The organism is Klenkia terrae, from assembly GCF_900491935.1.
Taxonomy (GTDB): Bacteria; Actinomycetota; Actinomycetes; order Mycobacteriales; family Geodermatophilaceae; genus Klenkia; species Klenkia terrae.
Genome location: NZ_UEXK01000004.1, coordinates 4,318,594 through 4,336,656 on the forward strand (window position 1 = coordinate 4,318,594; position 18,063 = coordinate 4,336,656).

The window sequence follows — 18,063 nt, forward strand, 5'->3', positions numbered from 1 at the left end:
GAGCACGTGGCTCGAACAGGCCAGCGCCGGGACGGTGCACGGCGCACCGCCGGGCGGCACGGGCAGCGTGCCCGCACCACCGACCTCGTCGGCGAGCTCGCCCGCGCGGTGCGCGACGTCGAGGCAGCGGCCAAGCGCGGCCGGGTCACGCCGTCCGTGCGGGCGACGTTCCAGGCGGTGGCGCTGCTGCTGCGTGAGGAGCGGGCCCGCGTCCGGGCGGCGGCGATGAGCGACAGCCAGCGCGGCGACCAGCTCAAGCGGCTGGAGGGCATCGCGACGATCCTGGCGACCACCGCCGTCCGCGACTCCGGGCTGCTGGCGCTGCTGGGCGAGGACGCCGTGGTGTCCGACGCCGCCCGTCGGACGGCCCGGGAGATCAAGGCCGCGCTGGGCGTGGAGCCCGAGCCGGAGGAGGAGCCGGAGCCGGTGGCCACCGCACCGGTGGAGGCGCCGCGACGGGTCGTGCCGCAGTCGGTGGTGTCCCGGCAGCTGGCCAACCCCTTCCTGGCGCCGGACTACGACGCCGCGGCCACCCAGCGCGGCCCGCGGGCCGGTCGGCTGGCGGGCTGGGAGCTGATGGGGCCGCTGCTGGCCTCCTTCGAGCGGGCCAGCGGGGGAGCGCCGGCGTGCATGCCGCTGCCGTTCCCGACCCAGCGGTTCACCCCGGCGGGGCTGGAGCTCATGCCGCACCAGGGCCAGCTGGTCGCCTCGGTCGCCGAGGGGCACCGCAGCTTCCTGCTCGCCGACGAGCCGGGCCTGGGCAAGACCGCGCAGGCGCTGCTGGCCGCCGAGGCCGCGATGGCCTACCCGCTGCTGGTGGTCGTGCCCAACGTGGTCAAGACCAACTGGGCCCGCGAGGCCGCGGTGTGGACGCCGCACCGCCCGGCGACGGTGGTGCAGGGCGACGGGGACAACGTCGACGGGTTCGCCGACATCGTGATCGTCAACTACGAGGTGCTCGACCGGCACCGCGGCTGGCTCGGCGACTTCGGGTTCCGCGGGATGGTCGTCGACGAGGCGCACTTCATCAAGAACACGTCGTCCCAGCGCTCGCAGCACGTGCTCGGGCTGTCCGAGGGCCTCCGGCTGCGGACGGCGAAGCCGCTGCTCATGGCGCTGACCGGGACGCCGCTGATCAACGACGTGGACGACTTCCGGGCCATCTGGCGCTTCCTGGGGTGGGTCGACGACAGCAAGCCGCTGGCGGAGCTGACCGAGTGCCTGGAGGGCACCGGGCTGGTGCCGGCCGACCGGGAGTTCTACGACTCCGCGCGGCGATGCGTGATCGACATGGGCATCGTGCGCCGCCGCAAGGTCGACGTCGCCGCCGACATCCCGGCCCGGCGCATCGCCGACCTGCCGGTGGAGCTGGACGGCGCGGCCGGCCGGTCGATCCGGGCCGCCGAGCGCGAGCTGGCGGCGCGGATGGTGGCGCAGTACCGGCAGGCGATGGCCTACCGGGACGTCACCGACGACGAGCTGGACATGGATCTGGTGCGCCGGGTGGCCAAGTCCGAGCTCAAGGACGCGATGACCAAGCAGAACGGGGAGAACGTCTTCTCGATGATGCGGCGGATCGGCGAGGCCAAGGCCGAGTTGGCCGCGGACTACGCCGCGCAGCTGGCCCGCAGCGCCGGCAAGGTCGTCTTCTTCGCCAAGCACATCGCGGTGATGGACATCGCCGAGGCCTCGTTCGAGAAGACCGGGGTGCGGTTCTCCTCGATCCGGGGCGACCAGACGCCGTCGGCCCGGCAGAAGCAGGTCGACGCGTTCGTCAACGACCCCGAGGTGTCGGTCGCGGTCTGCTCGCTGACCGCGGCGGGGGTGGGCCTGAACCTGCAGGTGGCCTCCAACGTGGTGCTGGCCGAGCTGTCGTGGACCGACGCCGAGCAGACCCAGGCCATCGACCGCAGCCACCGCATCGGGCAGACCGAGCCGGTCACCGCGTGGCGGATCATCGCCGCGCAGACCATCGACTCCCGGATCGCGGAGCTGATCGGCAGCAAGGCGGGCCTGGCGGCCCGGGCGCTGGACGGCTCCGACGAGGAGGTCGTCGCCACCGGCGACGTCCAGCTGGAGGCCCTGGTCTCCCTGCTGGTCGACGCGCTGGCTGCCTGAGGGCCACCACCGCGCGCCGGCTCAGCCGCTCGGGCTCGCCGGGAACAGGGGTGGGTCGGCGGTGTGCAGGTCGGGGAGCGGGTCGCCACGGGTGTCGGTCAGCGTGCCGGTGAGGATCTCGGTCTGGTCCGGGCGGAAGGTGCGCCACCGGCCCTCGCCGGCATCCCACCCGATGGTGAACCCGTGGTGGACCTGGGTGTGGTGGCGTTCGCAGAGCAGGGCTGTGTTGTCGAGCGAGGTGTCGCCGCCGTCGATCCAGTGGACGAGGTGGTGGGCGTCGCACCACCAGGCGGGGGCATGGCAGCCGGTGAACACGCAGCCGCCGTCGCGAACCGGATGTCGCCCTTGCCGTGCCAGGTCACTGCCTTCATCGCTGGTTCCTCTCGGGTCGTGCGCGCACCGCACCCGTGGTCTCCAGGCCGGAGTGACCACGGCGTCCTCCCCAGCGCGGAGGGGGGCNGCGGGGCGGTGTCCTCCTGTCCGCGCGCACCGGTGGCGAGCCGGCCGGCACCGAGACCGGGGGAAAGCCGACACCATGGCCGGCCACCCACAGAGATCAGCGGCGAGCGGATACGCGGTGGGTGCGGAGGAAGCCGGGGACGTCCCGCGGCGTGACCTCGCCCGTCCTGGCGAAGTCCGCCCACACCTGGCGGAGCTGCCGACCCCGCCGCTCGACGTCGGACCAGTCGGCGCCGGCGATCAGCGGGGCACCACGCCAGGCGGCCTCGTCGGTGAACAGCAGCGGGAGGTCCACGCAGTGCGCGGCCCGGTACGGGCTGCCCGGCGCGCCCCAGTCCAGCCGGTAGGTCGAGGCCCGGCCACCGGCGGCGGCGTGCCGGCGGGCGAAGGACCGGACGGCGCCGCCGTAGACCTTCCAGCTGGCGACGGCCACCGCGCCGCGGCTGAGCAGCGGTCCGACGACGGGCAGCGCCAGCACCCGGGCGAGCGGGGCGGCCGGGGTGGCGGCCAGCCCGGGCAGGAACAGCGCCACCTCCCGCGGCGTGCTGCCGATCAGCAGGTCGACGTGCGGGGCGGCGTCGGCCCAGGCGGCGTCCAGGTCGTCCTCGGCCGGGAGCGGGGCGACGCCGTACCGGGTGCCGAACGGCATCGCGGCGACCAGACCGAACGGGGCGGCCGCGGCCTCGACGCGGGCCTCGGCGGCGAGCAGCTCGGGCAGCGGCGTCCGGGCGTCCAGGTCACCGGCCGCGGCGTCCATCGCCGCGGACATCCGGGCCCGGCCGCGGCTGATGCCCAGCGGGGCGCTCTGCACGATCGCTCTGGAGAACAGTCCGCGGGCGCCGTCGGCGATCATCAGGTGGGCGACCGCGTCGCCGCCGGCGGAGTGGCCGAACACGGTGACGCAGCCCGGGTCGCCGCCGAAGCCGGCGATCGCCCGCTGCACCCAGCGCAGCGCCTCGATCTGGTCCAGCAGGCCCAGGTTCGCCGTCCGGGCGGTGCCGCCCAGGTAGCCGAGCAGCCCCAGCCGATAGGTCACCGCCACCACGACGACGCGTTGCTCGCGCACCAGGGCGCCGGGGTCGAAGACGGGGGAGTCCCCGGCGCCGGCGCGGTAGGAGCCGCCGTGCAGGAACACCATCACCGGGAGCCCGTCGGCGTCGGCCGGCGCGGTGACCGACAGCCGCAGGCAGTCCTCGTCGACGGTGAGCTCGCCCATCGCGTCGACGAGCAGGTCGTCCAGCAGCGGGGTCGGGTTCTGCGGGCAGGCGGGGGACAGGCTGGTCGCCGGTACCGGCTCGCTGGCGGTCGGCTCGGCCACCGGCAGGCGGAAGCGCTCGGCACGGGCGTACCGGATGCCCGTCGCGCGCACCAGGTCGCCCTCGCGGCGCGCGGTGAACACACCGGCTCCGGTCTCGACGTCCACCAGGTCCTCGAGCCGGTCCGCACCCACCGGCCGCACGCTACCGACGGGTCCGGTCAGTCCTCGATGACGTCCCGCCCCTGCTCGCGGAGCTGGGCCAGGCCGGCGAGCATGCCCTGCACCGCCTCGGGCGGGTGCGGCGTCCAGTCGGCGAGCTCGGCGACCACGCGGAGCGGGTGTCGGGTCCGGTAGGAGCCGGTGGGGTTGCCGGGGAACTTCTTGTCGGTGACGTTCGGGTCGTCCTCGAACGGGCCGGTGGGCTCCACGACGTAGACGTGCCCCGGCCCGTCGAGGCCGGCCAGCGCCGCCGCGAGCTGGGCGCCCCAGGCCGCGGTGGGCACCTCGGTGGTCAGGTAGACGTGGTTCATCACCCGGCCGGCCCGGAAGTTGGACTCCCGCCCGGCCACCAGCTCGTCGCCGACCGCCAGCTCCGCCTTCGTGCCGTGCAGGAACGGGCCGGGCACGTGGTCGCACCGGTCGAAGGTCACCGGGACGCGGTCGGTCACGCCGTCTCCCGGCGGCGGACGATCTCGGCGATCCAGATCGGCGCGAACGGCGAGGTGCAGCCCGGCGAGGTCGGGTAGTCCGCCAGCACCTGCAGCCGCTCGCCGATGTCGAGCGCCCGGGCGCGCAGCTCGGGGTGCTCGATGCCGATCTGGGCCAGGCAGTGGTTCATCGCCCACTGCAGCCGGTCGGGCGCGGCCGCCATCTGCGCCTCGATCGTGTCCAGCAGGCCGGGCAGGTCCAGGCCCTCGGGCGCCGTGGCCACCCGGGTCGTGGTGAGCGACCAGCCCGCGCTGGCCACGACCGGGTCGGGATCGGCCAGCCAGTGCACCCGCAGCTCCTCGGTGTGCGCGCTCTTCGCCACCACCTGGTCGACCAGCCAGCCGTGCACCTTGGGCAGCCGGGCCGCTCGCAGCATCGCGTCGAGCTCGTCGACCTCGAACTGCTTCGGCCGGCACACCAGCACCGCCAGCAGCCGCGCGTCGGCGTCGCCGGTGGCCCACAGCTCGCGGGCCAGCTCGGGCTGGGTGCGCAGCCGCTTGGCCAGCGCCCGCAGCGCGGTGAGGTTCACCCCGTGGTCGTCGCCGTGCCGGCGGTTCACCTCCCGCATCCGGGGGTCGACCAGGGTGGCCAGCTCGGCCACCACCTCGTCCAGCGTCACCTCGGGTGCCGCGGTGCGTGCCATGCCTGCCTCCTGGGTCTCGCGGGACATCGCAGCACACCCCACCGACACAGCGCCATCACCAGCGCGCCATCACCCCAGCGCGGCGGCCCGCAGCTCGTCCAGCACCGCCCGGACCGCCGGCTGGGTCGCCGCGGGCCGGCGCACCGCCGCCACGATGCGCCGCACCGACGGCGGGTCCAGCGGCCGGGTGACGACGTCGAACCGGGCGTCCACCGCCAGCGAGGGCAGCAGGGCCACCGACCGGCCGGCCTCCACGTGCTGCAGCGCGATCAGGTAGTTCGACAGCCGGCAGACCACGTGCGGCTCGAACCCGGCGTCCCGGCACCGGCGGGTGGTCAGGTCGGACATGTAGGAGCCGGGCAGGTCCAGCGTCCAGCGCTCCTGCGCGCACGCCGCCAGGTCCAGCCGCTGCGCCGCGGCGGCCGGGTGCCCGACCGGCAGCACCGCCACCACCTCGTCGGTGCCCAGCGGCAGCAGGTCGACCGCCGGCCCCAGCTCGGTGCCGGCCAGGTCGGTGGTGGTCACGATGACCTCGACCTCGCCGCGGCGCAGCGCCGGCATGCTCTCGTGCGGCTCCAGCTCCAGGACGACGACCTCGACCCCGGGGTGCCTCGCGGCCACCGCCTCCGCCGCGGGGACGGCGAGGGCGTGCACCGCGCTCTGGAACACCGCCAGCCGTACGGTGCCGCTGGGCCGGTCGCCCAGCCCGCGCAGCTCGGCCTCCACCTGGTGCATCCGGGCCAGCACGTCGCGGGCCCGGTCGGCCAGCAGCTCGCCGGCCGCGGTCAGCCGCACCCGCCGCCCGGACCGCTCGACCAGGTCGGTGCCGGTCTCCCGCTCCAGAACCGCGAGCTGCTGGGACACCGCCGACGGGCTCAGGACCGCCCGCTGGGCCACCGCCCGGACCGTGCCGTGCTCCTGCAGGTCGACCAGCAGCTGCAGCCGCCACGGGTTGAGCACCCCGGCAGTGAAGCAGAGCTGCACAGCAGCGGTGGGAATCGGTGCTGGACCTGCGCAGTCCCCGTCGCCAGGCTGGCCGGGTGGACATCGAGCGCAACCTCATCCGCTACCTCGGCACGGGCGCCTTCACCCCGGAGCTGATCGCCTCGGCCGCTGGCAGCTACGTGGTCACCGAGTCCGGCCGGCGGGTGCTGGACTTCACCTCCGGCCAGATGAGCGCCATCCTCGGCCACTCCCACCCCGACGTCGTCGCCACGGTCCGCGACCAGGTCGGCCGGCTGGACCACCTGTTCAGCGGCATGCTCAGCCGCCCGGTCCTGGAGCTGGCGGAGCGGCTGGCCGCCTCGCTGCCCGACCCGCTGGAGAAGGTGCAGCTGCTGACCACCGGCGCGGAGTCCAACGAGGCCGCGCTGCGGCTGGCCAAGCTGGTCACCGGCGGGCACGAGGTGGTCTCGTTCGCCGGCTCCTGGCACGGGATGACCGGCGCCGCGGCGGGCGCCACCTACAGCGCCGGGCGCAAGGGCTACGGCCCGGTGGCGCCGGGCAACTTCGCCATCCCGACCCCGAACGCCTACCGCCCCGACGTGGTCACCGCCGACGGCGAGCTGGACTGGCCCCGGCAGCTGGACCTGGCGTTCGCGATGGTGGACGCGCAGTCCACCGGCAACCTGGCCGCCTGCCTGGTGGAGCCGATCCTCAGCTCCGGCGGGATCATCGAGCCCCCGCCGGGCTACCTGGCCGCGCTGCAGCGCAAGTGCCGGGAGCGCGGCATGCTGCTGGTCCTGGACGAGGCGCAGACCGGGCTGTGCCGCACCGGCACCTGGTACGCCTTCGAGCGCGACGGCGTCGTGCCGGACATCCTGACGCTGTCCAAGACCCTCGGCGCCGGGCTGCCGCTGGCGGCGGTGGTCACCAGCGCGGAGATCGAGGCCGCCGCGCACGACCGGGGCTTCCTGTTCCTCACCACGCACACCTCCGACCCGCTGGTCGCCGCCGTCGGGACGACGGTGCTCGACGTGCTGGAGCGCGATGCCCTCGACGTCCGGGCGACCGAGCTCGGCGGTCGCCTGCGGGACGGGCTGCACCGGCTGGCGGAGCAGCACGAGGTGATCGGCGACGTCCGCGGCCGCGGGCTGCTGGTCGGCCTCGAGCTGGTCGTCGACCGGGTGACCAAGGAGGGCTCCGACGTCCTCGGCGCCGCGGTGACCCGGCGCTGCCTGGAGCTGGGGCTGCACATGAACGTCGTCCAGCTGCCGGGCATGGCCGGGGTCTTCCGGATCGCCCCGCCGCTGACCGCGAGTGGAGAGGAGGTCGACGAGGGCCTGGCGATCCTGGACCAGGCCCTCCGCGACGCGGTCAAGGCAGTGCTCTAGGCCCCGTCAGCGGTCGGGGTCGACCACCAGCTCCACCTCGACCTCCTCGCCGGCACCGCGGCCGGTCCGCTTCCGCGTCTCGGCGTTGAACGAGACCAGGTAGCGGCCGCCCATCACGCCGATCGTGGTCGGGTAGGTGTAGCCGCCGTCGACGGTGACGACCACCGGCACCCGCTTGCCCCGCCCGAACGCCAGGACGACGTCCTCCGGCACCACGATGCCCACGTTGTTGCCGCCGGTGGCCGCCAGCACGGTGCGGAAGACCGTCACGCCGGGGCCCCGGCGGGCTGGGCGATCCGGACGTGGTTGCCGAACGGGTCGCGCAGGCCGAAGTCCGTGCCGTAGGGCTGGACGACGGGCTCCGGGTCGACGTCCACCCCGGCCGCCTTCAGCCGCGCGTGCTCGGCGACGGCGTCGTCGGTGGTGAAGAACAGGTGGCCGCCGGCCGAGCCCTTGCTGACCAGCTCGCGGACCGTCTCGGCGGTGGCCTCGCTCATGGACGGGGGAGCGGGCAGCTCGGCACGGCCCCGAGCGGACCCCGCGCCCGGTGCCGCGTGGGCGACTCGCCGACGACGGCGGAGATGGTGCGGCTGAAGGTGCCCAGGCTGCTGAATCCGACCGCCAGGCAGATGTCGGTGACGCTGCGGTCGGTCGTCCGGAGCAGCACCATCGCCCGCTCGACCCGGCGGCGCTGCAGGTACCGGTGCGGGCTCTCGCCGAAGACCTGGCGGAAGGTGCGGGCGAAGTGCGCGGTGGACACGTGCGCCACCCGGGCGACCGCGGCGACGTCCAGGGGCTCGGCGAAGTGCCGGTCCATCAGGTCCTCGGCCCGCAGCATCGCCCGGTTGACCTCCTGGGCCGCTGCGCCCACCCGCGGATCCCACCACGGCCGACCGCCCCGGCTCGTAGGCTGGGCCGGTGACCAGCCCGACCGACGCGGACGTCGACGCCGAGTCCCGCGTCCGGCCGCCGGTGCACCGCTGGCTCTGGTACGCCCTGGGCGGCGGCCTGCCCGCCCGGCACCGCAGCTGGGTGCTGCACGACACCACCACCCGGACCTGGGGCATGCGGCACGTGGCCCGCAGCCTGGTGCAGATGGCCATCCCCAGCGCCCTGGTGCTCGCCTTCGTGCCCTCGGGGTGGGCGCTGCGGCTGGCGGTCGTCGGCGGCGGCGTCTTCCTGGGGCTGATCTTCTCCCTGGCCTACATGGCCGAGACCACCGAGCACCGGGTGATCAAGGCCGGCTACCGGCCCGGCACGGCCGTGCACCTGCGCGAGCAGGCCGGGATGGCCGCCCAGCGGCGCGAGAGCGAGCGCAAGCGGGCCGCGGCGGCCAAGCGGGCAGACCGCTACCGCCGGCGCGCGGGCGGCTGAACCCCGGCCCGGCCGACACGCCGGGCACCCCCCGGAGGGGTGGCAGGATCCTGTCCGCCTGGAGGGCCCGTCGCGATCTGCCGAGACCTCCGGGGACCGCCACCGCATCCTCGAAGAGCTGGGGACCCGACGTGGCACGCCGGACGGGGAACCATGCCCGCAGCGACCCACCGCAGCATCGACGACGTGCTGGGCGCCGACCAGGTGCACAGCGTGTTCCAACCCATCATCGACCTCGACACCGGCGCGGTCGTCGCCTACGAGGCGCTGGCCCGCGGCCCGGTCGGACCGCTGCACACCCCGGACGCGCTGTTCGCCGCGGCCCGCGCGGCCGGCCGGCTGGCCGAGCTCGACGCGGCCTGCCGCGCCGCGGCGTTCCGGGGCGCGGTCACCCAGGGCCTGCTGGCGCCGCTGACGGTCTTCGTCAACGTCGAGCCCGAGGTGCTCGACAGCGCGCCGCTGGACCAGCTGCTCGCCATCGCCGAGCAGGCCCCGGCCGAGCTGCGCGTGGTCGTGGAGATCACCGAGCGGGCGATCGCCGCCCGCCCCGCCGAGCTGCTGCGCACCGTGCAGCGCATCCGCGAGATCGGCTGGGGCCTGGCCCTGGACGACGTCGGCGCGGACGCGATGTCGCTGGCGTTCATGCCGCTGCTGCAGCCCGACGTGGTCAAGCTCGACCTGCGCCTGGTGCAGGGCCGGCCGGGCCCGCAGGCCGCCGAGATCATGAACGCGGTCAACGCCTACGCCGAGCGCACCGGCGCACGGGTGCTCGCCGAGGGCATCGAGACGCAGGCGCACGTCGTCCAGGCGCTGGCGCTGGGCGCCGTCCTGGGGCAGGGCTGGCTGTTCGGCCGGCCGCAGGCGGGGCCTGCCGAGCACCTGCCGACCGCCGAGCTGGTGCTGCCCGCGGCCCCGGTCGAGCCGCCCGGCGCGGAGGAGTCGCCGTTCGCCTGCCTGCCGGTCGGGACCGTGCTCCGGCGCTCGCCCAAGCTGCTGCTGATCGAGCTGTCCAAGCAGCTGGAGCGGCAGGCCATGCGGCTGGGGGAGACCGCCGTCGTCGCGGCCACCTTCCAGGACGCCCGGCACCTCACCCCGGCCACCGTGGAGCGCTACCGGGAGCTCGCCGACCGCACCGGGTTCGTCTGCGCGCTGGGCGCGGGGCTCCCTCCGGAGCCGCTGGCCGGCGTCCGCGGCGCCACCCTGGCCGCGACCGACGGCGTCCGCGGCGAGTGGGACGTCGTGGTGCTCAGCCCGCACTTCAGCGCGGCGCTGCTGGCCCGGGACCTCGGCGACCACGGCCCCGACCTCGAGCGCACCTTCGAGTTCGCCGTCACCTACGACCGGGAGACCGTCGTCCGCGCGGCGCGGGCGCTGGTGTCCCGGGTCGCCCCCCGGGCCGACAGTCCCGCCCGGCCGGAGGTCGCCCAGCGGCCGGTGACCACGGCCCCGCGGACGCCGGCCCGCGCCGCACCCGGGTCCGCCGTGGAGGGCCTGCTGCACCGCGCCCTGGCCGCCACGGCCAGCGGGGTGGTCATCGTCGATCTGCTCGCGCCGGACCAGCCGCTGGTCTACGTCAACCACGCCTTCGAGGAGCTGGCCGGGTTCCCGCGGGAGGAGGTGCTGGGCCGCAACTGCCGGTTCCTCCAGAGCCCGGACTCCGACCTGGCCGCGGTCGCCCGGATCCGGGAGGCGGTGGACGCCGGCCTGGAGTGCCGGGAGACCCTGCTCAACCACCGCGGGCCCGACCGGACGCCGTGGTGGAACGAGCTGCACCTGGCCCCGGTCACCGACCCCGCCGGGCGGGTGGTGCAGTACATCGGCGTGCAGAACGACGTCACCGTGCGGGTCGAGGCCGGCCGGCGGCTGGCCCGCGAGCAGGACCGCACCCGGCAGTACCTGGCCCGGATCGAGCAGCTGGCCTACACCGACCCGCTGACCGAGCTGCCCAACCGGCGGCGCCTGCAGGAGGAGGTCGAGCTCGCCCTGGGCGAGGCGGCCACGACCGGGACCGCCACCGGGCTGCTGTTCGTCGACCTGGACGGGTTCAAGGCGGTCAACGACCGGTTCGGCCACGCGGCCGGCGACCAGCTGCTGGTCGCCGTCAGCCGCCGGCTGCGCGGCGGCCTGCGGCGCACCGACCTGCTGGCCCGCCTCGGCGGGGACGAGTTCCTCGTCGCGCTCCCCGGCCTGGACCCGCGCTCGGCGCCGGAGGAGGCCGCCGCGGTCGCGGCCCAGCTGGCCGAGCTGGTGCGGGCCCCGCTGCAGCTGTGCGGGGAGACCGTCCACGTGGGCGCCAGCATCGGCTGCGCGACCGGCCCGGTGGACGGCGTGGACTTCGCCGGCCTGCTGCACGCCGCCGACCAGCGGATGTACCGGGCCAAGCACCTGGTGGGCTGAGGACGCCGGGCCCCGACCCGGTGCACGGCGCCGCGTCGCCCCTGGGGTCGATCACCGTCGAGGACGGCGTGCTCTGCGCCTGGTCGGCGAGATCGACGCCGACCTCTGCGCGCACTGGACCACCTCCCGCCCGGCCGACCTGGAGGTGCTGGCGGTCGACGCCCGCCGGGTCACCTTCCTCAGCTGTGCCGGTCTCGGGCTGCTGTTCGGCGTGGCGCACGGCCGGGCAGGCGTCGTCCCGCTGTGGGCCGGCGGGCGGGCCGTGCTGCGCCCGATGGCGGTCACCGGGGTGGCCGACCTGTTCGACCTGCGACCGAGCTGAGGACCGTCGCACCCGCCCGGACCTGACAAGATCGGTGCCGTGCGCAACCGGGAGACGCCCACGTGGAGCTGACCGCCGAGCTGGTGGCCCTGGTGATCGCGGTCGGGCTGGTCGCCGGGCTGTGCGACCGGTTCGGCCTGCCCACCCCGCTGGTGCTGGTCGTCGTCGGGGCGGCGGCGTCCTTCCTGCCGGCCGTGCCCGAGGTGCAGCTGGACCCCGACGTCGTCCTGTTCGCCGTCCTGCCGCCGCTGCTGTACGCCACCACCGCCCGGACGTCGCTGTTCGACTTCCGGCACAACAAGGCCAGCATCGTGGCGATGTCGGTGGTGCTGGTCGTGTTCTCCACGCTGGTCGTCGGCGCGGTCACCTGGTTCCTGCTGCCCGGCGTGGCCGTCGCGGCGGCGCTGGCGCTGGGCGCGGTGGTCGCCCCGCCGGACGCCATCGCGGCCTCGGCGGTCGGCCGCCGGCTGGGCCTGCCGCGCCGGGTCGGCACCCTGCTGGAGCACGAGAGCCTGGTCAACGACGCCGCGGCGCTGATCGCGCTGAGCGTCGCGGTCTCCGCGCTGACCTCCTCGCCGTCGGCGCCCGAGGTCGCCCTGGAGTTCGTCTGGGCCGTCGTCGGCGCGGTGCTGGTCGGCGGGGTGGTCGCCGCGGTGCTCGCGCTGCTGCGGGCCAGGCTGCGCGACCCGGTGCTGGACGCCCTGGTCTCCTTCGTCGCGCCCTACCTGGCGTTCCTGGCCGCCGAGGAGGTGCACGCCTCCGGGGTGCTGGCCACCGTCGTCACCGGCCTGGCGCTGGCCCAGCTCTCGCCGCGGATCCAGACCGCCACCGCCCGGGTCACCGAGGCGATCACCTGGCGGACCGTCGCCTTCGTGCTGGAGAACGGCGTCTTCCTGCTCATCGGGCTGCAGCTGCCCGGTCTGCTCACCGGCGCCGGGGAGAGCGGGCTGGGCTGGGGCCGGGTCGCGCTGGTCTGCGGCGGGGTGTTGGTGGCCACCGTCGTGGCCCGGTTCGTCTTCGTGTTCGGGCTGGCCGGCCTCCTGACCGTCGGGACGCCGGGCATGCGGCGGCTGGCCTGGAGCCCCGCGGTCGCCGGGCTGGTGTCGTGGGCCGGCATGCGGGGCGTGGTGACCCTGGCCGCCGCGCAGGTGCTGCCCGCCGACGTCCCCGACCGCGAGGTGCTGCTGCTGGCGGCGTTCACCGTGGTGGTGGGCAGCCTGCTGGTGCAGGGCTCGACGTTGCCGTGGCTGGTCCGCCGGGTGGGCATGCCCGCCCCGGACCCCGCCGAGGACGCCCTGCAGGCCGCCGAGCTGGGCGACGCCGCGAACGCCGCCGGGCTGGCGCGGCTGGCCGAGCTGACCACCGGCGACGAGCCCGAGGGCGTCGTCCACCGGCTCCGGGACCGGTCCACCGCCCGCTCGCACGCGGCCTGGGAGCGGCTGGGCCGCCCGCTGGCCGACCAGGACACGCCGTCCAGCGTCTACGCCCGGCTGCGGATGCAGATGCTGGACGCCGAGCGCGAGGTCGTCGTCCGGGCCCGGGACGGGGGCACCGCACCGGGGGAGGTGCTGGAGGCCGCGCTCTCGGCGATCGACGTCGAGGAGTCGCTGCTGGACCGGCACGAGGAGCTCGAGGGCGGCAGCCGGGACCAGGCGCTGGCCCCCCGGCCGCGGGCCGCGGCCTGCGCGCACCTGGCGGCGGCCCCGCCCGGGGTGTCGCACCCGGAGTCGGCCTGCGTCGACTGCCTGGCCGAGGGAAGCACCTGGGTGCACCTGCGCACCTGCATGGCCTGTGGCCACGTGGCCTGCTGCGACTCCTCACCCCGCCGGCACGCCCGGGTGCACTTCGGCACCAGCGCCCACCCGGTGGTGGTCAGCGCCGAGCCGGACGAGGCCTGGCGCTGGTGCTGGGTGGACGACGAGCTGGGCTGACCCGGCGGCCGGGCGACCACCGCCGCGGTACGGCGTAAGTCGCTGTTACGGTGCTCCCGTGCGACCTCGAGACGACGGGCCGCGCTCCTCGGTGGTCCGTGGTCCCGGGGGAGTCGACCCCGTCGTCTCCCCGTGGCCGGCAGCCCCGCGGCGCGCGACGTGAGCGACCCCAGGGCCGGTGGGCCGTCCCAGCCCTCGGCGATGTCCGCGAACGCCCAGGCCGAGGTGGTCGCCGCGGCGACCGTCGCCGCCGACCCCGGCTCGCAGGTGCCCAGCAGTGCGCTGCCGGCCATCCTCGGCGACGTCCCGGTGGCCGTGCTGCTGATCGACCGCGGCACCGGCGAGGTCACCTTCGCCAACGGTGCCGCCCTGGACCTGGCCGGGAAGATCGCGCTCCCGGTCGGCACCGACGCCTGGGGTGCGGCCGCCGGCCTCACCGACCTGGACGGCCACCCGCTGGCCGGCACCGAGGCCCCGCTGTCCCGGGTCGCCGACGGCAACCCGCTGGCCGGCGAGCCGGTGCGGCTGGCCCCGCGGCGCAGCGACGACCCGGACCGCGCGGCCGGCCACGACAGCGCCGACGACCGGCTGCTGTGGGTGACCGGGTTCCCGATGACCGCGGCCGAGGGCCAGGTCGACGCCGGGCTGTCCCTGGTGGTCTTCCTGCCGGTGGCCGACGTCAGCTCGGACGGGGCCGACGCCGTCCTGCAGCGGCTGCGCGAGGGCGCCGTGCTGGCCACCGACATCTGCTTCACCATCAGCGACCCCCGGCAGGACGACGACCCGCTGGTGTGGGTCAACCCCGCGTTCACCCGGGTCACCGGGTACGCCTTCGACGAGGTTGTCGGTCGCAACTGCCGGTTCCTGCAGGGCCCGGCCACCGACCAGGCTGCACTGCAGGAGCTGCGGGAGGGCATGGCGCAGCGCCGTCCGGTGACCGTCGTGCTGCTCAACCACCGCAAGGACGGCACGGCCTTCTGGAACCAGCTGTCGGTGAGCCCGGTCTTCGACGGCCGCGGCGAGCTGGTCAGCTTCGTCGGCGTGCAGTCCGACGTCTCCCAGCGGGTGGTCGCCGACGCGGAGCGGGACCGGGCGTTCCGCGCCGAGACCACCGCCCGCGAGGCTGCCGAGCAGGCCCAGCGCCGGCTGCTGCTCATGGCCGAGGGCACCGGCCTGCTGTCGGCCACCCTGGACGCCGCCGAGCTGCTGCGCAGCCTGGCGCACATCTGCGTGCCCGAGCTGGCCGAGTGGTCCTTCGTCGTCGGCCTGGACGACCACGGCCAGGTCGCGCAGGCCGCCGCCGCGCACTCCGGGGGCAGCCGGTCGGAGCTGGACCTGCTGACCGAGCTGGTCCTCGGCCGGGCCCCGCACGCCGGCTCACCGGCCGCGACGGCCGTCGCCGACGGGGTCGCCACCCTGCACCGGGACCTGACCCCGGAGCGGCTCGCGCCGTTCTTCCGGACGGCGGACGGGCTGCGGCTGGTGACCGACCTGGGCATCCGCTCGATGCTGACCATCCCGTTGACCGCCCGCGGCCGCACGCTCGGCGTGCTCACCCTGGCCCGGAGTGAGGACGACTTCGCCGACGGGGACGTCGAGGTGGCCACCGACCTGGGCCGCCGCGCGGCGATGGCGGTGGACAACGCCCGGCTCTACCAGCAGGAGCTCAGCGTCGCGGTGGCCCTGCAGCGCTCGCTGCTCCCGGCGCTGCCCGAGATCGCCGGGGTGACCGCGGTGGCCCACTACGAGTCGGCCTCCGCCGCGGCCGCGGTCGGCGGCGACTTCTACGACCTCATCGCGCTGCCCGACGGCGCGGTGGCCATCGCCATCGGCGACGTCGCCGGGCACGACATCGACGCCGCGGCCCAGATGGGGCAGCTGCGCGGGCTGCTGCGCGCCTGCGCGTACGAGGGCGGCAGCGCCGACCCGGGCAGTGTGCTGGACCGCCTGGACCGGCTGGTCATCGGCCTCGGCCTGGGCACGCTGGCCACCGTGACCTACGCCTGCGCGGTCCCGGTCGTCGGGGAGCCGGGGTCCTGGCGGCTGCACGTGGCCACCGCCGGGCACCCACCGCTGGTCTGGCACCGACCCGACGGCACCGTCGTGCAGCTCGACGAGCCGCGCGGGCTGATGATCGGCGTCGACGCCGGCCGGCCCCGGGCCACCGTCAGCTACGACCTGCCCGCCGGCAGCACGGTCGTGGCCTACACCGACGGGCTGGTCGAGCACCGCGGCGCGGACCTCGACGCCGGCACCGGGGCACTGCTCGCCGCGCTGGCCGCGGTCGGCCCGGTGGCGCACCCCGAGCCGCTGTGCCGGACGGCGATGGACCTGGTGGACAACCGCCTGGACGACATCGCCTGCATCGGGGTCACGCTGCACTGACCTCGTCGGTGGGCATGACCGCCCAGACGGTCTTCAGGTCGGTCGTCGGCTCCCAGCCGCAGGCCACCGAGGCCGACGCGATCATGCCCAGGCCCATGCCGCCCTGGCCGGGGTCCCGGGTGGACGTCGGGCGGGGTGGCTCGTCGGCGGCGCGGTCGCTGACCATCAGCAGCAGCCCGCCGCGCACGCTGCACACCTCGACCTCGACCGGTGCCCGCCCGTGGCGCAGCCCGTTGGACATCAGCTCGTCCAGCGCGAGCACGCACTCCCGCACCCGGTCGGTGTCCAGCTCGCCCAGCTCCGGCCCGGTCAGGTGCGCCTGGAACTCCCGGCGCACCCGGGGCAGGTCCTCGAGACCGTCCGGCGCCCAGGACCAGCAGTGGTCGCCGGTGGGTGGGGGAGCCTGCTGCCAGGGGCGCTCGGGCACGGGTGGTCCTCCAGGTGGGTTCCGCGCCTCGTCGACACGCTCCGCCCGGGGATGCCCCCGCCCGGGGGGTCCGAACCCCGGGCGGGTCGTGCACCTGCTCAGTTCACGACGTGCGTCTGCTCCATGACCATGGCTTCCCAGGCGTGGCCGTCCGGGTCGGTGAAGCTCCCGACGTAGCGCAGTTCGTCGCTGCGGACGTCGAGACCGGCGCGACCGCCCGAGGAGACCGCCGCGGCCACCAGCTCGTCGACCCGGGCTCGGCTGTCGACGGTCAGGCACAGCACCGACGTCACCCCGGTCGACGGGTCGCCGACGGGACCGGGCGACTGCTCGGCGAAGTGCCCGGCCACCTGCAGCATCAGCGCGACCTCGTCGCTGACCACCACGGCCAGCGTCGTGGCGTCGGAGAACTGCTCGTGCACCCGCAGGCCCAGGCCGGTGTAGAACGCCCGGGACACCTCGAGGTCCCGCACCGGCAGGTTGACGAAGAGCATCCCGATGCCCGGACCGGTCACGCCGGCGCCGCCGCGAGCTCGGCGAAGGTGTCGGAGACCCAGTCGGCGACGAAGACGCTGACGTGGGGGAGGTGGTCCAGGCCGATGTGCTCGGTGGCCCCTTCCTCGGGGGTGAAGACCCGCAGCTCGCGCTTGGGGGAGTTGACCGCCTGGTCGTAGGAGCGGTGCGCGTACTCCAGCGGGATCTGCCGGTCCTTCTCCCCGTGCGCGATCAGGAACGGCACGGTGATCTTTTCCACGACGCCGTCCAGGTGGACGTCGTCGGCGAAGTCGAGGAAGGCGTCCAGGTCGTGCTCGTCGCCCTCGATGCCCCACACCCACAGCACGTGGGACCAGTAGTGCGGCACCGGGCGCTCGCCCTCGCGCTCGGCCCGGCGGCGCTGCACGGCGCCCCAGTTGTGGTTGGCGCCCCAGGCCACGCAGAGCGCGAAGCGCTTCTCGAAGGCAGCGGCGCGGGGCGAGAAGTACCCGCCCAGCGACCAGCCCACGATGCCGATCTTCGTGGTGTCGACGTCGTCCCGGGTCTCCAGCCAGTCCACCGCCGCACCGGCCCACACCTCGGTGTCGATGCGGGCGGTGATGCCCTGCAGGCGCAGGGACTCACCCGTCCCGGGCTGGTCGAGCATCAGGCAGGAGATGCCGCGCTCCGCGAGCTCCAGCCAATGGTTCGAGGAGTACATGTGCTCCTTGGTGGAGTCCAGCCCGTTGACCAGCACGATCACCGGGGCGGGGCCGGACTCGGTGGCTGGGGCGGCGCTGAAGTAGGCCGGCAGGGTCGTCCCCTCGTAGGGGATCTCGACCCGGCTGACCCGCGGGCTGTGCAGTGCGAACGCCTTCTCGGCCAGCTCGGTGACCCGGCGGTAGGTGGGCACCCGGTCGGGGCTCTTGTGGGAGAGCATCCGCTCGGCCTGGCAGAGGTAGTTGGTGGCGCGGAAGTACAGCTGGCCCGCGGTGCGGGTGTGGCCGGCCTTCTCCGCGTCCTCGGCCTGGCCGACCAGCTGGTCGGTCAGCGCCGTCCAGGCGCGCAGGAAGTCCTGCGTGCCGGCGTCCTCGCCCTGCTGCGCGGCCTCCTTGATGGGGCGGCAGGCCCGGTCGACCTCGTCGATCAGGCCGCCGGAGTTGAGCGTCGCGACGACGCCCAGGTTCCACACGTAGTTGCCGGGGAAGTACTCGAACACAGGGGTGCCTCTCGC

General features: G+C 75.3%; 18 protein-coding genes. 7 read left to right on the forward strand and 11 right to left on the reverse strand.

The window, feature by feature from the left end; all coding sequences use genetic code 11:
- The first annotated feature begins 6 nt into the window (after nt 1-6).
- Nucleotides 7-2,118, forward strand: a complete 2,112-nt coding sequence (locus LFA75_RS21405) for a DEAD/DEAH box helicase (RefSeq protein ID WP_225235605.1) — start codon at nt 7-9, stop codon at nt 2,116-2,118.
- Between the two features lie 21 nt (nt 2,119-2,139).
- Here the strand turns inward: LFA75_RS21405 and LFA75_RS21410 are convergent, their stop codons facing one another.
- From LFA75_RS21410 to LFA75_RS21430, 5 genes are all read right to left on the reverse strand, one after another.
- Nucleotides 2,140-2,550 carry an HNH endonuclease signature motif containing protein gene (locus tag LFA75_RS21410; RefSeq protein ID WP_318250045.1) on the reverse strand — a complete coding sequence of 137 codons (411 nt, stop codon included), beginning with the start codon at nt 2,548-2,550 and terminating at the stop codon, nt 2,140-2,142.
- Nucleotides 2,551-2,674: 124 nt separating this feature from the next.
- Entirely contained in the window at nt 2,675-4,027 is a 1,353-nt protein-coding gene (locus tag LFA75_RS21415) for a carboxylesterase family protein (protein ID WP_225235606.1), read from the reverse strand.
- Nucleotides 4,028-4,053: 26 nt separating this feature from the next.
- On the reverse strand, nt 4,054-4,503 hold the full coding sequence (arr, locus tag LFA75_RS21420; protein WP_225235607.1) for an NAD(+)--rifampin ADP-ribosyltransferase: 450 nt from the start codon (nt 4,501-4,503) through the stop codon (nt 4,054-4,056).
- Complete coding sequence (locus LFA75_RS21425; RefSeq protein ID WP_225235608.1) at nt 4,500-5,186, reverse strand: DNA alkylation repair protein; 687 nt, start codon at nt 5,184-5,186, stop codon at nt 4,500-4,502. Before LFA75_RS21425 ends, arr begins: the two co-directional genes overlap by 4 nt.
- 69 nt (nt 5,187-5,255) lie before the next feature.
- Nucleotides 5,256-6,146 carry a LysR family transcriptional regulator gene (locus LFA75_RS21430; RefSeq protein ID WP_225235609.1) on the reverse strand — a complete coding sequence of 297 codons (891 nt, stop codon included), beginning with the start codon at nt 6,144-6,146 and terminating at the stop codon, nt 5,256-5,258.
- An 80-nt stretch (nt 6,147-6,226) separates the two neighbouring features.
- Between LFA75_RS21430 and LFA75_RS21435 the strand changes: the two genes are divergently transcribed.
- Nucleotides 6,227-7,519 (forward strand): aspartate aminotransferase family protein, encoded by a 1,293-nt coding sequence (locus LFA75_RS21435; RefSeq protein WP_225235610.1) that lies wholly within the window; start codon nt 6,227-6,229, stop codon nt 7,517-7,519.
- 6 nt (nt 7,520-7,525) lie between these two features.
- On the opposite strand, the gene LFA75_RS21440 is transcribed toward LFA75_RS21435, so the two are convergent.
- The 3 genes from LFA75_RS21440 to LFA75_RS21450 are packed head-to-tail and all read right to left on the reverse strand — an operon-like array spanning nt 7,526 to nt 8,390.
- Nucleotides 7,526-7,789, reverse strand: coding sequence for a DUF1905 domain-containing protein (locus LFA75_RS21440; RefSeq protein ID WP_225235611.1), 264 nt, complete (start codon nt 7,787-7,789; stop codon nt 7,526-7,528).
- The gene (locus LFA75_RS21445) at nt 7,786-8,016 is read right to left on the reverse strand and encodes a VOC family protein (protein WP_263639404.1); all 231 of its coding nucleotides are present in this window, start codon (nt 8,014-8,016) and stop codon (nt 7,786-7,788) included. The genes LFA75_RS21440 and LFA75_RS21445 overlap by 4 nt, the downstream gene beginning before the upstream one ends.
- On the reverse strand, nt 8,013-8,390 hold the full coding sequence (locus LFA75_RS21450; protein ID WP_225235612.1) for a helix-turn-helix domain-containing protein: 378 nt from the start codon (nt 8,388-8,390) through the stop codon (nt 8,013-8,015). Before LFA75_RS21450 ends, LFA75_RS21445 begins: the two co-directional genes overlap by 4 nt.
- A gap of 47 nt (nt 8,391-8,437) precedes the next feature.
- On the opposite strand from LFA75_RS21450, the gene LFA75_RS21455 reads away from it, so the two are divergent.
- From LFA75_RS21455 to LFA75_RS21475, 5 genes are all read left to right on the forward strand, one after another.
- Entirely contained in the window at nt 8,438-8,893 is a 456-nt protein-coding gene (locus LFA75_RS21455; RefSeq protein WP_225235613.1) for a DUF5313 family protein, read from the forward strand.
- A 153-nt stretch (nt 8,894-9,046) separates the two neighbouring features.
- On the forward strand, nt 9,047-11,290 hold the full coding sequence (locus LFA75_RS21460; protein WP_225235614.1) for a diguanylate cyclase domain-containing protein: 2,244 nt from the start codon (nt 9,047-9,049) through the stop codon (nt 11,288-11,290).
- Nucleotides 11,291-11,435: 145 nt separating this feature from the next.
- Entirely contained in the window at nt 11,436-11,612 is a 177-nt protein-coding gene (locus tag LFA75_RS21465) for an STAS domain-containing protein (protein ID WP_225235615.1), read from the forward strand.
- 62 nt (nt 11,613-11,674) lie between these two features.
- Complete coding sequence (locus LFA75_RS21470) at nt 11,675-13,543, forward strand: cation:proton antiporter domain-containing protein (protein ID WP_225235616.1); 1,869 nt, start codon at nt 11,675-11,677, stop codon at nt 13,541-13,543.
- A 201-nt stretch (nt 13,544-13,744) separates the two neighbouring features.
- Nucleotides 13,745-15,928, forward strand: a complete 2,184-nt coding sequence (locus LFA75_RS21475) for a SpoIIE family protein phosphatase (RefSeq protein WP_225235617.1) — start codon at nt 13,745-13,747, stop codon at nt 15,926-15,928.
- Here LFA75_RS21475 and LFA75_RS21480 read toward each other — a convergent pair.
- The 3 genes from LFA75_RS21480 to LFA75_RS21490 all read right to left on the reverse strand — a co-directional run bounded on the left by LFA75_RS21480 (nt 15,915) and on the right by LFA75_RS21490 (nt 18,048).
- A complete protein-coding gene (locus tag LFA75_RS21480) occupies nt 15,915-16,355 on the reverse strand; it encodes an ATP-binding protein (protein WP_225235618.1) in 441 nt (146 codons plus the stop codon). The two genes, LFA75_RS21475 and LFA75_RS21480, sit on opposite strands and share 14 nt — an antisense overlap.
- A gap of 98 nt (nt 16,356-16,453) precedes the next feature.
- Entirely contained in the window at nt 16,454-16,870 is a 417-nt protein-coding gene (locus LFA75_RS21485) for a VOC family protein (RefSeq protein WP_225235619.1), read from the reverse strand.
- On the reverse strand, nt 16,867-18,048 hold the full coding sequence (locus tag LFA75_RS21490) for an alpha/beta hydrolase family protein (protein ID WP_225235620.1): 1,182 nt from the start codon (nt 18,046-18,048) through the stop codon (nt 16,867-16,869). The genes LFA75_RS21485 and LFA75_RS21490 overlap by 4 nt, the downstream gene beginning before the upstream one ends.
- Between the last annotated feature and the right edge of the window lie 15 nt (nt 18,049-18,063).